At 62.3% G+C, this 13,227-nt stretch carries 12 protein-coding genes; 7 read left to right on the plus strand and 5 right to left on the minus strand.

Features of this window, described 5'->3' with window-relative positions; genetic code table 11:
• Positions 1 to 6 precede the first annotated feature (6 nt).
• Both ACHEXL_RS09280 and bktB read left to right on the plus strand, forming a co-directional pair.
• Positions 7 to 762: an SDR family NAD(P)-dependent oxidoreductase gene (locus ACHEXL_RS09280; protein ID WP_416559039.1), complete on the plus strand. Its 756-nt coding sequence runs from the start codon at positions 7 to 9 to the stop codon at positions 760 to 762.
• Positions 763 to 876: 114 nt separating this feature from the next.
• Entirely contained in the window at positions 877 to 2,061 is a 1,185-nt protein-coding gene (gene bktB / locus ACHEXL_RS09285) for a beta-ketothiolase BktB (protein WP_416559040.1), read from the plus strand.
• Between the two features lie 82 nt (positions 2,062 to 2,143).
• Here bktB and ACHEXL_RS09290 read toward each other — a convergent pair whose 3' ends face one another.
• The 5 genes from ACHEXL_RS09290 to ACHEXL_RS09310 form a co-directional block, all read right to left on the minus strand.
• On the minus strand, positions 2,144 to 2,503 hold the full coding sequence (locus ACHEXL_RS09290; protein ID WP_416559041.1) for a RidA family protein: 360 nt from the start codon (positions 2,501 to 2,503) through the stop codon (positions 2,144 to 2,146).
• Entirely contained in the window at positions 2,500 to 3,129 is a 630-nt protein-coding gene (gene plsY / locus ACHEXL_RS09295; RefSeq protein WP_416559042.1) for a glycerol-3-phosphate 1-O-acyltransferase PlsY, read from the minus strand. The genes ACHEXL_RS09290 and plsY overlap by 4 nt, the downstream gene beginning before the upstream one ends.
• A gap of 28 nt (positions 3,130 to 3,157) precedes the next feature.
• Positions 3,158 to 3,649, minus strand: a complete 492-nt coding sequence (locus ACHEXL_RS09300; protein ID WP_416559043.1) for an aminoacyl-tRNA deacylase — start codon at positions 3,647 to 3,649, stop codon at positions 3,158 to 3,160.
• 22 nt (positions 3,650 to 3,671) lie between these two features.
• A complete protein-coding gene (locus tag ACHEXL_RS09305) occupies positions 3,672 to 4,733 on the minus strand; it encodes an aldo/keto reductase (protein ID WP_416559044.1) in 1,062 nt (353 codons plus the stop codon).
• 105 nt (positions 4,734 to 4,838) lie between these two features.
• On the minus strand, positions 4,839 to 6,617 hold the full coding sequence (locus ACHEXL_RS09310; RefSeq protein ID WP_416559045.1) for an acyl-CoA synthetase: 1,779 nt from the start codon (positions 6,615 to 6,617) through the stop codon (positions 4,839 to 4,841).
• A gap of 25 nt (positions 6,618 to 6,642) precedes the next feature.
• Here ACHEXL_RS09310 and ACHEXL_RS09315 point away from each other — a divergent pair, with 25 nt between their 5' ends.
• The 5 genes from ACHEXL_RS09315 (at position 6,643) to ACHEXL_RS09335 (ending at position 13,210) form a co-directional block, all read left to right on the plus strand.
• Complete coding sequence (locus tag ACHEXL_RS09315) at positions 6,643 to 7,557, plus strand: alpha/beta fold hydrolase (RefSeq protein WP_416559046.1); 915 nt, start codon at positions 6,643 to 6,645, stop codon at positions 7,555 to 7,557.
• A gap of 44 nt (positions 7,558 to 7,601) precedes the next feature.
• Positions 7,602 to 8,132, plus strand: a complete 531-nt coding sequence (locus tag ACHEXL_RS09320; protein ID WP_416559047.1) for a hypothetical protein — start codon at positions 7,602 to 7,604, stop codon at positions 8,130 to 8,132.
• 71 nt (positions 8,133 to 8,203) lie between these two features.
• Positions 8,204 to 9,308 (plus strand): peptide chain release factor 2 gene (gene prfB, locus ACHEXL_RS09325; RefSeq protein WP_416559048.1). Its coding sequence is split into 2 segments (ribosomal slippage): positions 8,204 to 8,284 and positions 8,286 to 9,308, totalling 1,104 coding nucleotides; the frame shifts between segments, so codons are not numbered across the junction.
• A gap of 129 nt (positions 9,309 to 9,437) precedes the next feature.
• Positions 9,438 to 12,161: an aminopeptidase N gene (pepN, locus tag ACHEXL_RS09330; protein ID WP_416559049.1), complete on the plus strand. Its 2,724-nt coding sequence runs from the start codon at positions 9,438 to 9,440 to the stop codon at positions 12,159 to 12,161.
• A gap of 41 nt (positions 12,162 to 12,202) precedes the next feature.
• Positions 12,203 to 13,210: a class 1 fructose-bisphosphatase gene (locus tag ACHEXL_RS09335; protein ID WP_416559050.1), complete on the plus strand. Its 1,008-nt coding sequence runs from the start codon at positions 12,203 to 12,205 to the stop codon at positions 13,208 to 13,210.
• Positions 13,211 to 13,227 lie beyond the last annotated feature (17 nt).

Here is a 13,227-nt window from a genome sequence, read left to right on the forward strand (position 1 = left end):
GCGCCCATGTCACAACACCTCTACATTCTTACCGGCGCCTCACGCGGCATGGGTTTGGCCATGGCGCAGCAGCTGCTGCAAAAGGGCAACACCCTGCTGTGCATCTCGCGCCACGCCAACCCCGATCTGGCTGCCGCCGCCCAAAAGGCGGATGTGCCGCTCACGCAATGGACCCACGACCTGGCCGATGGCCAAGGCGCCAGCGAGCGCCTGCGCGAATGGCTGCAAAGCCAGAACCCGGCGGATTTCGCCAGTGCCAGCCTGATCAATAACGCAGGCGTCATCCCGCCCATCGCGCCGCTGCGCCAGTCCCAGCCTGCTGACCTGGCCTTGGCCCTGCGCGTGGGCCTGGAAGCCCCCATGGCGCTGAGTGCGGCGTTTTTAGGGGCGACGCAGGATTGGCCCGTGCCCCGCAAACTGCTCAACATTTCATCGGGCCTGGGCCGTTACCCCATGGCTTCGCAAGCGGGTTACTGCGCCGCCAAAGCGGGCATGGACCATTTCACCCGCTGCCTGGCGCTGGACGAAGCCTTGCACCCCAACGGTGCCAAAGTCTGCTCGCTCGCCCCCGGTGTGATCGACACCGACATGCAGGTGCAGCTGCGCGGTGCGGCGGGCGAGGCTTTTCCGGACCAGTCGAAGTTTTTGCAGCTCAAGGCCCAAGGCCAGCTCAGCTCGCCCGCACAGGCGGCCGAGCAGGTGCTGCGCTTTTTGGCCCGACCCGACTTCGGGCGTGAACCCGTGGCCGATGTGCGGGGCTAAGCGTTGAACGTTGAACGTTGAGCTTGTCAGGCCGCTGTAGCCATTGCGCCGGACACTGGTCGGCGTTGTACCCCATCCCCATTTGTCAATTTTTTTTAAATCTGGAGACCTCCCATGAGCCGTGAAGTTGTTGTGGTCAGCGGTGTGCGCACCGCCATTGGTACCTATGGCGGCAGCCTCAAAGACATCCCGCCCACCGAGCTGGCCGCGCAAGTCGTGCGCGAAGCCCTGTCCCGCGCGGGCACCGACGGCAAAGACGTGGGCCATGTGGTGTTCGGCCATGTGGTCAACACCGAGCCCAAAGACATGTATTTGTCGCGCGTGGCGGCCATCAACGGCGGCTGCGCCGAAGGCACCCCCGCCTTCAACGTCAACCGCCTGTGCGGCTCGGGCCTGCAGGCCATCGTCAGCGCCAGCCAGTCCATTCTGCTGGGTGACTGCGACATCGCCATTGGCGGCGGCGCGGAAAACATGAGCCGCGCCCCCTACGCCAGCCTGAGCTCACGCTGGGGCGTGCGCATGGGCGACACCAAGATGGTCGACATGATGGTCGGCGCCCTGCACGACCCCTTCCACAACATCCACATGGGCGTGACCGCTGAAAACGTGGCCGCCAAATACGGCATCACACGCGAAATGCAGGACGCCTTGGCGCTGGAAAGCCACAACCGCGCCGAACGCGCCACGGCAGAGGGCCGCTTCAAGGATCAGATCCTGCCCGTCATGCTGAAAAGCAAAAAAGGTGATGTCGCCTACGCCACCGACGAGCACTTCCGCCCTGGCTGCAAGATCGAAGACATGGCCAAGCTCAAGCCCGTGTTCGTGAAAGAAAACGGCACCGTGACCGCTGGCAACGCCTCAGGCATCAACGATGCAGCCGCTGCCGTGGTGCTGATGGAAGCCGGCGCCGCCAAGGCCCGGGGTGCCAAGCCCCTGGCACGCTTGGTGGGTTACGCCCACACAGGTCTGGACCCCAAGATCATGGGCGTGGGCCCGATCAGCGCCACGCAAGCCGTGCTCAAGCGCACCGGCCTCACGGTCAACGACCTGGACGTGATCGAGGCCAACGAAGCCTTTGCCGCCCAAGCCTGCGCCGTGACGCGCGAGCTGGGCCTGGACCCCGCCAAGGTCAACCCCAACGGCTCGGGCATTTCGCTGGGCCACCCCATTGGCGCCACGGGCGCGCTGATCACCGTGAAAGCCTTGTACGAGCTGCAGCGCATCCAAGGCCGCTACGCGCTGGTCACCATGTGCATCGGGGGCGGTCAGGGCATCGCGGCGATTTTTGAGCGCATGTGATGCGGGGCTGATCAGAACAAAAAATGGGCATCCTGCGATGCCCATTTTTTTCGTCCCTAGCCGCCTCCTGCGTCAGGGCTTGTCAGGGTTTGACTGCCGCCGTGACCACCACCTCGATCAAATAGGCCGGATTGGCCAGCGCTGCCTGCACCGTGGCCCGAGGCGGCGCACTGCCGGCCACCACCCAGGCGTCCCACACCTCGTTCATGGCGGTGATGTCGGCAATGTCTTTGAGGTAAATCTGGGTGCGCAGGATGCGGGTTTTGTCGCTGCCCGCCTCGGCCAGGCGCACATCGATCTGCCGCAACACATCGGCGGTTTGGCTTCGGATGTCGGTGGCTTCGCACTCGGGGACCATGCCCGCCAGGTACACCACACCATTGAAAACAGCCGCTTCGCTGTAACGGGCTGCCACGTGCAACCTCTGAATATCTTGGCTCATGCTTTTTTCTGACCCAGTTTGGATTCGGTGCCCGCCAGCAGGCGGTTGATGTTTTCACGGTGACGCCAGACCAGCAGCAAGGCCATGACGGCGAGGCTCAAGACCTCGGGCGAAGTGGCTTGCCAGGCCACACCGTCGCCAAACAGGTAAAAAACAGGCGCGAACACCGCAGCCACCATCGAAGCCAGAGACACGTAGCGGCTGAAGTACAAGACAATGGCAAAGCTCAGCACGGTGGCCAGGGCCAATGAACCGTTGACCCCCACCAGCACGCCCACCGCAGTGGCCACGCCTTTGCCGCCGACGAAACCAAAAAATACCGGGTAGAGGTGCCCCAAAAATGCAGCCAAGCCCGCCAAGGCGGCCGTGCTGGCGCCCAAACCCTGTTCTGGCCCGTAAGTCAGCACCAGCGCCACCGGCAACCAGCCCTTGAAGGCATCCAGCAACAAAGTCAGAATGGCTGCTTTTTTGCTGCCCGAGCGCAGCACGTTGGTAGCGCCGGGGTTTTTGCTGCCATAGCTGCGCGGGTCGTTCAGCCCCATCAGGCGGCTCACGATCACCGCGAAGCTGAGCGAGCCCATCAAATAACTGGCCAACACCACGGCCACCGGAATCAACACATCCATCGAAAGCTCCCTTGTTCTTGTACGGGCGTCATTCTGCCAGTGCGCAGTTCACGGGCTGGGCGCCCAGCAGCTGCACACACACCTGCGGGTCGATGCCCACCAGATAACCGCGCCGGCCACCGTTGATGCAGATGCGCGGCAAAGCCAGGATGCTTTCTTCGATGAAGACCGGCATGGCGCGGCGCGTGGCAAACGGCGAGGTGCCGCCCACCAGGTAACCGCTGTGCCGGTTGGCCACCTCGGGGGCGCAGGGCTCGACCGACTTCAAACCGATCTGCCGCGCCAGATTTTTGGTGGACACCTTGCGGTTGCCGTGCATCAGCACCACCAAGGGCTTGGCATCCTGGTCCTGCATGATCAGGGTTTTGACCACCGCAAACGGGTCCATGCCCAACACCTGTGCGCTGTGCTGGGCCCCGCCGTGTTCCAGATATTCATAGGGGTGCTCGGTGAAGCTCACCCCGTGCTGACGCAAGAGCGCTGTGGCTGGGGTTTCGCTGACTTTGTCTTTCTTGGCCATCGCCCAATATCACCCAGCCACGTCACAAAGCCGGGTCGCGCATTTCCCAGCGGATGTCGTCGATCGCCTTGAGCACTTCGGGCGTCAACTGCGTGTTCCAGGCGGCCAGGTCTTCGTTGAGCTGCGCCAGCGAAGTCACACCGATGATGGTGCTGGCCACGCTCCAGCGGTGATAGCAAAACGCCAACGCCATCTGGGTCGGTGTCATGCCGTTGTCGCGGGCCAGCTGGTTGTAGCGGCGGGCGGCCACCAGCGCCTCCGGGCGGCCCCAGCGTTGTTTGCGCATCGAGTCGTAGCGGGCGATGCGGCCACCATCAGGCACCAGCGGACCTTTCAGGTCGTCGTTGTCGTATTTGCCAGTCAGCAAGCCAAAACCCAGCGGCGAATACGCCAGCATCGACACATTCAGGCGGTAGCAGGTCTCGTCCAGCCCGTTGTCATAGGTGCGGCTGACCAGGCAGTAGGGGTTTTGCACCGTGGCCACACGCGGCAGGCCATGCTGCTCGGCCAGGCGCACAAACTCGTGCACACCGTAAGGCGTTTCGTTGGACAGACCGATGTGGCGCACCTTGCCCGCCTTGACCAGTTTGGCCAGGGCTTCGAGTTGCTCGTGGATCGAGGTGACCGATTTGTCCTTGGCCGGGTCGAAATACGTCATGCCAAAGACCGGCACATGGCGCTCAGGCCAGTGGATCTGGTACAGGTCGATCACATCGGTTTGCAGGCGGCGCAGGCTGCCGTCGCAGGCGTTCAGGATGTCTTGCCCGGTCATGCCCGAACCTTCACGAATCCAGGGCATGCCGCGCGAGGGGCCCGCCACCTTGGTCGCCAACACCAGTTTTTCGCGGGCACCGGGGTGCTTGGCGAACCAGTTGCCGATGAAGGTTTCCGTCGCGCCGCAGGTCTCGGCCGAAGCGGGCACGGCGTACATCTCGGCCGTGTCGATGAAGTTGATGCTGGCATCCAGCGAGCGGTCCAGGATGGCGTGCGAATCGGCTTCGTTGACCTGCTGGCCAAAGGTCATGGTGCCCAGACAAATGGGCGTGACTTGCAAATCGGTCTGGCCGAGTTGAACGAGTTTCATGGTGTGTCCTGTTGTTTTTTGAAAAAAAAGAGGGGGCCATCTCAGGACAGCCCCAGAATCCGCAAGCCCTGCGGGCTTGGACGCATGGGCAAGAAGTCTATTTTGTCACGGCCTTTTGGCCAACTCGGTGGCCCTGGCCTCTTCTTGCAGCCGCAAGACGCGCCGCTGCACTTTGCCGGTGGTGGTCATGGGCAGCTGGTCGATGAACTCGATTTCTTTTGGGTATTCATAGGGGGCCAGCAGACCCTTCACATGGGCTTGCAGTTCGCGGCGCACCTCGTCGTCAAAGCTGGCCTGCCCCGACCCGGTGGGTCTGCGGGCCAACCAGTCGGGTGACAGCACCACATAGGCCTTGACCACAGCGCCCCGGTCGGCGTCGGGCTTGGGCACCACGGCGGCATTCTGCACGGCGGGGTGCTTGACCAGGCAGTTCTCGATCTCACCCGGCCCGATGCGGTAACCGGCGGCCTTGAACATGTCGTCGGTGCGGCCCTGGTACCAAAGGTAGCCGTCCTCGTCCGCCACCGCCATGTCGCCCGTGCGGCACCAGTCGCCCGTGTACTTGGCCTGCGTGGCTTTGGCGTTGTTCCAGTAACCCAAAAAGAACACCGGGTCCGGGTGGCCGTGCACATCAAAGCGGTTCACAGCCACCTCACCCGGCGTGCCGGGCGGGCACAGCTGCCCGGCCTCGTCGATGACCGCAACCTGGTGGCCGGGATAGCCCTTGCCCATGCTGCCGGGCTTGGCGGGCCACAAGCGGGTGCAGTTGCCCACCACGTAGTTGATCTCGGTCTGGCCAAACATCTCGTTCACCGTCACGCCCATCCGCTGCTGGACATACGCAAACACCGCATCGCCCACCGCCTCGCCCGCGCTCATCATGGCTTGCAGCTTGAGTTTGTAACGGGCCTTCACGTCGGGCACGGCTTTCATCATGGCTTTGAGCGCCGTGGGGAACAAAAACGTGTGCGTAACCGCGTGGCTTTGCAAAATCTCAAAGGCCGCTTCGGGTGAAAAGCGCCCGTTGAAAGCCACGATGGGCCGCCCAAAATACAGGCTGGGCAACAAGGCGTCCATCAGGCCGCCGGTCCAGGCCCAGTCGGCGGGCGACCAGAACACGGCTTTGGACGGGCGGCTGGCGTCAAACGGGTCAAAGCCAAACCAGTTCTGGCTGCACACAAAACCCGTGAGGTTGCCGATCAGCGCCCGGTGCGGGATGAGTGCACCCTTGGGGTTACCGGTGGTGCCGCTGGTGTAGATCAGCACCGCCGGGTCTTCGGCCAGGGTGCTCACGGCTTTGAACGATGTGGCCTGACTGCTCACGGCTTGTGCGTAGTCGAGGTCGGCCGAAGCCCCTGCCTGACCCACCCCGATCAGGGTTTGCAAGCCGGGGCAGTCGGGCCGGGCCTGCTGCAAGGCTTGCACGGTGGATTCGTCGCACACCGCCACGCGGGCCTGGCTGTCGTTGATGCGAAAGGACAGCGCCTCGGGCCCAAACAGCATGGACAGGGGCATGGCCACCGCGCCCATTTGCAGCACCGCCATGTAGGCCACGGCGGTTTCAAAACGCTGGGGCAACACAATCGCCACCCGGTCGCCGCGCTGCACGCCCTGCGCCTGCAGCACCCGGCTCAGGCGGTTGGCCGCGGTTTGCAGCTGGCCAAAGGTCCAGCTCTGGCCCAGGCCCTGCCCGGCCAGATGCTCGCGGATGGCGACGCGCCGGGCCGTGGCGGCATTGGCAGCCCATCGTCCGCAACAAGCCTGCGCCATGTTGAAGCGCTTAGGCACCTTCCAGCCAAAGCCTTGGTGGATGGCGAGGTAACGGTCAGCTGCGGCTTTCTTCGAGTGCTGTGCTGGACGGTCCTGGTTGCGACTGACGCTCATCGTGTGTCTCCTTATGATCGAAAGTATGTACCAAGTTTTACGCGAATCACAAAGCCACTGGGTGCCGCTGCGCGGCTGCCGCTACCACGTCCGCCAATGGGGCACGGCCACGCCCGATGCGACCCCGCTCGTGCTGGCGCACGGTTGGATGGATGTGGCCGCGTCGTACCAATTCATGGTCGACGCCTTCAGCGAAGCATTTGTCAGCCAACGGCCCATCATCGCCATGGACTGGCGAGGTTATGGCCTGACCGAGACCCCGCCCACCGACAGCTACTGGTTTCCCGACTATTTGGCCGACCTGGACGCACTGCTTGATGCGCTCTACCCCGGGCAAGTGATCGATCTGGTCGGTCACAGCATGGGCGGCAATGTGGTCATGACGTACGCGGGCACCCGCCCTGAGCGCATCCGCCGCCTGGTCAACCTTGAAGGCTTTGGCATGGCCGCCACAAAGCCTGCCCAAGCCCCTACCCGCATGGCCCAGTGGCTCGATGAGCTCAAAGCCCAACGCGTGGGCGATAACACGCTCAAGGCCTACCCGGACGCCACAGGTGTGGCTGCCCGATTGATGAAAACCAACCGCCGCCTGAGCCAGGACAAAGCCGATTGGCTGGCCCAGCATTGGGCCCGCCCAGGCCCCGATGGCCAGTGGCGCATCCTGGGCGACTCGGCCCACAAGGTCGTCAACCCGTATTTGTTCCACGTCGAAGAAGCGCTGGCCATGTACCGCCGCATCAGCGCCCCCGTGTTGGCCGTGGAAGCCTCGGACGATTCGCTCAGCCAATGGTGGAAAGGGCAATACACATTGGCCGAATTCCATGAGCGCCTGAAGGCTGTGCCCCAATTGGAAGAAGCCGTGATCCAGGACGCCGGCCACATGCTGCACCACGACCAACCACAGGCCCTGGCCGCTTTGCTTGAAAGGTTCATGCGCTGAGGCGCCCTAAAATCAGGTCGTTTTAGTTTTGATGACTGTTGGCCATGTCCCTCTCTTCCCTTTCCCGCTTGAGCCTGGCTGTGGCCTTGACCATGCTGTTCACTTCGGCGCATGCAGACGCCACCAGCCCTTACTGCCCAGACTTTCTGGCCGTCAAAGGCGCACCAGAGCCTGCGCACCGTGGGGAATTCACGTTCTCGCCCTACACCTACCATTTCAGCAACAACCCCGACCACAAGCACGTGGTGCTGGTGGCGCTGGACGAGCAATTGCCAGGCGACCGCTTGTGTGGCGTGAGCTTTTTCAGCAATTCGTTTGGACAGCCCTCGGTGTACGTGTATGCCGGTCAACAGTTCAACAACCTGTTCGGTATGCCGCAACTGTTCGCCAAAGTCACCGGGGGGCTGATGTATGGCTACGTATCCCCGTATGAGAATAAAGTGCCCTTGAATTACAAAGGCTTCAACCCCGCCATCATCCCGGCCCTGGGCTACAAACTGACCCAGCACGATTCGGTGCAGCTCAAGTTTCTGGGCACTGCAGCCCTGATGTTCTCTTACGGACGGCAGTTTTAAGCCACCCTGCAGGGGTGCGCGGCATCAACTCATGAGAAAATGCCCGGTTTACCGAACCGGACACCTTCATCATGGACGCAGAACGCATCAACCAAATCGGCGCATCCCTCACAGACCTGACCGCTCGTACCCACGAGTTACGGGGGTATCTTTGACTACGATGCCAAATCTGAACGGTTGAGAACCGTCAACGCATCGCTTGAAGATCCCACGGTCTGGAACGACCCGAAAAAAGCCCAGGAATTGGGCAAAGAAAAAAAAGCCCTGGACGGCGTGGTGGTGACCATCACCACCTTGACCAACGAACTGGCCGACAACCTTGAATTGTTCGAAATGAGCAAGGAAGAAGGCGATGAAGAAGGCCTGCTGACCATCGAGGCCGAAGCCGCCAAACTGGCCAAGCTCGTGGAAGACCTCGAATTCCGCCGCATGTTCCGTCACGAGGCCGATCCGCTCAATTGTTTCATCGACATCCAGGCCGGCGCGGGTGGCACGGAAGCCTGCGATTGGGCCAGCATGCTGCTGCGCCAGTACCTCAAATACGCCGAACGCAAAGGCTTCAAAGCCACGGTGGAAGACGAAACCCCCGGCGACACGGCAGGCATCAAGGGCGCGACCATCAAGATCGAAGGCGAATACGCTTTTGGCCTGCTGCGCACCGAAACCGGCGTGCACCGTTTGGTTCGCAAGAGCCCGTTTGACTCGTCGGGCGGCCGCCACACCTCGTTTGCCTCGCTGTTCGTTTATCCCGAGATCGACGACTCGATCGAGATCAATATCAACCCGTCGGATGTGCGCACCGACACCTTCCGCGCCAGCGGCGCGGGCGGTCAGCACATCAACAAGACCGATTCGGCCGTGCGCCTGACGCACATCCCCACCGGCATCGTGGTGCAGTGCCAGGACGGCCGCAGCCAGCACAGCAACCGCGACGTGGCCTGGCAACGCCTGCGCTCGCGCCTGTACGACTTCGAGATGCGCAAACGCATGGAAGAGCAGCAAAAGCTGGAAGACACCAAGACCGATGTGGGCTGGGGTCACCAGATCCGCAGCTATGTGCTGGACAACAGCCGCATCAAGGATTTGCGCACCAACGTCGAAATCTCGGCCACCCAAAAAGTGCTCGATGGCGACCTGGATGCGTTCATCGAAGCCTCACTGAAACAAGGCCTCTGATCGCCAAGTCAACACGTACAGAGATGCTTCCAACCCCGTCATTGCGAGCGAAGCGCGACAGTCCAGATGCTCTGGATTGCCACGCTGCGCTCGCAATGACGATGCAACAATCAAGACAGGATTCATGTGATGCGTGAAGGACAACCTACCGCGATTCACCGGGAGGCTTACGCCGCCCCGGCTTTCTGGATCGACACGGTCGATCTGACGTTCGACCTCGACCCCAGCAAAACCCGCGTGTTGAACAAGATGCGCCTGCGCCGTAACCCCGACGTGGCAGCCCAGCCGCTGCGCCTGGATGGCGAAGACCTCAACTTGGCCCGGGTGTTGGTCAATGGCGCGGGCACGTCGTTCAAGATGGACGGCAAGCAGCTGGTTCTGGAAAACCTGCCGTGCTTTGAAGAGGGGGGCCCTGACGCCTTCGATCTGGAAATCTTCACCACCTGCAATCCCGAGAAGAACACTCAGCTGATGGGCTTGTACGTCAGCAACGACTCGTTCTTCACCCAGTGCGAGGCCGAAGGCTTTCGCCGCATCACCTACTTCCTCGACCGCCCGGACGTGATGGCCAGCTACACCGTCACGCTGCGTGCCGACAAGGCCAAATACCCGGTGTTGCTGAGCAATGGCAACCTCATCGAGCAAGGCAGGCTGGACGACGGTCGCCACTTCGCCAAGTGGGTCGACCCGCACAAAAAGCCCTGCTATTTGTTTGCACTCGTCGCAGGTCAGTTGGTTGCGCGTGAGCAGCGCATTTTGAGCCGCAGCGGCAAAGAGCACCTGTTGCAGGTCTTCGTGCGCCCTGGCGATCTGGACAAGACCGAGCACGCGATGAATTCGCTCATGGCCAGCGTGGCCTGGGACGAAGCCCGCTTTGGCCTGCCGCTGGACCTGGAGCGCTTCATGATCGTCGCCACCAGCGACTTCAACATGGGCGCGATGGAAAACAAAGGCCTGAACATCTTCAACACCAAGTACGTGTTGGCGAACCCGGCCACCGCCACCGACATGGATTTCGGCAACATCGAATCCGTCGTGGGCCACGAATACTTCCACAACTGGACTGGCAACCGCATCACCTGCCGCGACTGGTTCCAGCTCTCACTCAAAGAAGGCCTGACGGTTTTCCGCGACCAGGAGTTCAGCCAAGACATGGCAGGCGTGGCCAGTGCCCGCGCCGTCAAGCGCATCGAAGACGTGCGCGTGCTGCGCACCGTGCAGTTCGCCGAAGACGCCGGCCCCATGGCCCATCCGGTTCGGCCCGACAGTTATGTGGAAATCAACAACTTCTACACCGTCACCATCTACGAAAAAGGCTCAGAAGTCGTTCGCATGATGCAAACGCTGGTGGCCACGCCCACTGACAGCCTGGGTCGCGATGGATTTGCCAAGGGCATGAAGCTCTACTTTGAACGCCACGACGGGCAGGCCGTGACCTGCGACGACTTTGCGCAAGCGATTGCCGATGCCAACCCCGGCTCGGCGCTGGCTCATAACCTGGCCGCTTTCAAACACTGGTACAGCCAGGCGGGCACCCCGCGGCTGCAAGCCGCGGGCGCCTACAACGCGGCCGAGCGCACCTACACCCTCACCCTCAGCCAAAGCTGCCCAGCCACCCCTGATCAGGACCGCAAAGCGCCCTTTGTCATTCCCGTCACCTTGGGTCTGCTGAGCCGCGACGGTGCTGCCCTGCCCTTGCAGCTGACTGGCGCCAACGAAACCGTGGCACAGCAAACCTTGGTGCTGACCGAGGCCAGCGCCAGCTACACCTTTGTCAACATCGACAGCGAACCCGTGCCCTCACTGTTGCGCGGTTTCAGCGCTCCCGTGGTGCTCGAAGACGGCCTGAACGCCGACGACCTGCTGATCCTGTTGGCCCACGACAGCGACCCATTCAACCAATGGGAAGCGGGCCAGCGCCTGATGCTGAAAAACGCCACCGACGCCATTCACCACAACAAGGACTTGACGGGCCAGCCGGTGCTGTCCCAGGCCCTGGTGGCAGCCCTGCGCAATGTGCTGCGCCACCCCACGCTGGATGCCGCCTTCAAGGATCTGGCGCTCACCCTGCCCAGTGAGAACTACATCGCTGACCAGCTGGATGTGGTGGACCCACAGCGCGTGCATGCGCTGCGCGAAAACATGCGCCTGCAACTGGCCACGGCCTTGCAAGCCGACTGGCACTGGGCCTGGGACGCGCATAAAAACAACGGCGCTTACTCACCTGACGCGAAGTCGAGCGGCCGCCGTGCTCTGGCCGGTCTAGCCATGACCATGCTGTGCGTGGCCGCTGTGCGCAGTGGCGACGCCGTCACGCCCGGCCGGGTGTACCAGCAATTCAAGGACGCGGGCAACATGACCGACCGCTTCAACGCCTTGTCAGCCCTGGTGGTCAGCGGCCATGCCCTGGCGCAAGACGCGCTGGCGATCTTTCACAAGCTGTTCCAGCACGAAGCCCTGGTCATCGACAAATGGTTTGCCTTGCAGGCCGGTGCCCCTGACCGCGCAGGCGATGTGCTGCCGCGTGTGCGCCAGCTCATGCAACACCCTGACTTCAGCCTGCGCAACCCCAACCGCGCCCGCAGCCTGATCTTCAGCTACTGCAGTGCCAACCCGGCCGGATTCCACCGCCCGGACGCCGCAGGCTATGTCTATTGGAGCGAGCAGGTGCTGGCGCTCGACGCCATCAACCCCCAAGTGGCCGCACGCCTGGCCCGCGCCATGGACCGCTGGAGCCGCCTGGCCGAGCCTTACCGCAGCGCAGCCAAAGTCGCCATCGAGCGCGTGGCGGCCAAAACAGACCTGTCGAACGACGTGCGCGAGGTCATCAGTCGCGCACTGAGTGCGGCCTGACGGTGCTGACTGAACATTCGGCCTGAACCTTAGGAATCAACATGAGCCCCAAAATTTCCCTCTCCCGCTACCTGGTGGAGCAGCAACGCGACAAAGGCCATATTCCGGCCGAGCTGCGCCTGTTGCTCGAAGTGGTGGCCCGCGCCTGCAAAAGCATCAGCCACGCCGTCAACAAAGGCGCTTTGGGCGGTGTTTTGGGCAGTGCCGACAGCGAGAACGTGCAAGGCGAAGTGCAAAAGAAACTGGACATCATCGCCAACGAAGTGCTGATCGAGGCAAATGAATGGGGTGGGCATCTGGCGGCCATGGCCTCCGAAGAGATGGATAGCATCTACCTGGTGCCCAACCGCTACCCGCAAGGCGAATACCTGCTCATGTTTGACCCGCTAGACGGCTCGTCCAACATCGATGTCAACGTCAGCATCGGCACCATTTTCAGCGTACTCAAAAAGTCCGAGGCTAGCCAGGGCGTCACTGAACAGGACTTCCTACAACCAGGCAAACAGCAAGTGGCCGCAGGTTACTGCGTGTATGGTCCCCAAACCACCCTGGTGCTCACCGTGGGCGATGGCGTGGCCATGTTCACGCTGGACCGCGAACAAGGCTCTTTTGTGCTGACCCAAGAAAACGTGCAAGTGCCTGCCGACACCAAAGAGTTCGCCATCAACATGAGCAACATGCGTCACTGGGACGAACCCGTGCGCCGCTACATCGACGAATGCCTGCAAGGCCAGGAGGGCCCGCGCGGCAAGGACTTCAACATGCGCTGGATCGCCTCCATGGTGGCCGACGTGCACCGCATCCTGACCCGCGGCGGCGTCTTCATGTACCCCTGGGACAAGCGCGAGCCGCACAAACCCGGCAAGCTGCGCCTGCTGTACGAAGCCAACCCCATGAGCTGGCTGATCGAGCAAGCCGGTGGTGCTGCGACCAACGGCAAGACACGCATCCTCGATCTGCAACCGAGCCAGCTGCACGAGCGCGTGAGCGTGGTGCTGGGCTCCAAAAACGAAGTCGAACGCATCACCCAATACCACGCCCAAGCTTGATGCCCGGCCATGGGCAG

Source organism: Limnohabitans sp. YIMB22184, from assembly GCF_048020265.1.
Classification (GTDB): Bacteria; Pseudomonadota; Gammaproteobacteria; order Burkholderiales; family Burkholderiaceae_C; genus Limnohabitans_A.

Excerpts from the sequence above, each read along its gene's own strand:
- ACHEXL_RS09280 (WP_416559039.1), top strand. The coding sequence starts at position 7 with ATGTCACAACACCTCTACATTCTTACCGGCGCCTCACGCGGCATGGGT.
- bktB (WP_416559040.1), top strand. The coding sequence starts at position 877 with ATGAGCCGTGAAGTTGTTGTGGTCAGCGGTGTGCGCACCGCCATTGGT.
- ACHEXL_RS09290 (WP_416559041.1), bottom strand. The coding sequence starts at position 2,503 with ATGAGCCAAGATATTCAGAGGTTGCACGTGGCAGCCCGTTACAGCGAA.
- plsY (WP_416559042.1), bottom strand. The coding sequence starts at position 3,129 with ATGGATGTGTTGATTCCGGTGGCCGTGGTGTTGGCCAGTTATTTGATG.
- ACHEXL_RS09300 (WP_416559043.1), bottom strand. The coding sequence starts at position 3,649 with ATGGCCAAGAAAGACAAAGTCAGCGAAACCCCAGCCACAGCGCTCTTG.
- ACHEXL_RS09305 (WP_416559044.1), bottom strand. The coding sequence starts at position 4,733 with ATGAAACTCGTTCAACTCGGCCAGACCGATTTGCAAGTCACGCCCATT.
- ACHEXL_RS09310 (WP_416559045.1), bottom strand. The coding sequence starts at position 6,617 with ATGAGCGTCAGTCGCAACCAGGACCGTCCAGCACAGCACTCGAAGAAA.
- ACHEXL_RS09315 (WP_416559046.1), top strand. The coding sequence starts at position 6,643 with ATGTACCAAGTTTTACGCGAATCACAAAGCCACTGGGTGCCGCTGCGC.
- ACHEXL_RS09320 (WP_416559047.1), top strand. The coding sequence starts at position 7,602 with ATGTCCCTCTCTTCCCTTTCCCGCTTGAGCCTGGCTGTGGCCTTGACC.
- pepN (WP_416559049.1), top strand. The coding sequence starts at position 9,438 with ATGCGTGAAGGACAACCTACCGCGATTCACCGGGAGGCTTACGCCGCC.
- ACHEXL_RS09335 (WP_416559050.1), top strand. The coding sequence starts at position 12,203 with ATGAGCCCCAAAATTTCCCTCTCCCGCTACCTGGTGGAGCAGCAACGC.